At 68.0% G+C, this 241-nt stretch carries 1 pseudogene; it reads left to right on the forward strand.

Going from position 1 to position 241, the window contains the following annotated elements:
• Positions 1-198, forward strand: a pseudogene (locus tag B3547_RS12415) (molybdenum cofactor guanylyltransferase); the annotation flags it as partial.
• Positions 199-241 lie beyond the last annotated feature (43 nt).

Genomic DNA, 241 nt, shown 5'->3' on the forward strand with positions numbered 1-241 from the left:
GACCAGCCGGTGATCGGGCTGTGGCCGGTCAGCGCCCGCTTGCCGCTCGACGCGATGCTGGCGGGCACCGGCACGCATTCGATGCGCGCCTTTGCCGGGCGGATCGGCGCGCGGGCCGTGCAACTCCCTGTCCTTCCTGCTAATATCAATACACCGGCGGACCTCGAGTCCGCGGAGAGGCGATCCCATGGGTTATGAGCGTCAGGCCGATTTCGGCACCCCGGAAGTCCGTTCCGACACG

The sequence above is a fragment of the Novosphingobium sp. UBA1939 genome (genome assembly GCF_002336885.1).
In the GTDB taxonomy this organism is placed as follows: domain Bacteria; phylum Pseudomonadota; class Alphaproteobacteria; order Sphingomonadales; family Sphingomonadaceae; genus Novosphingobium.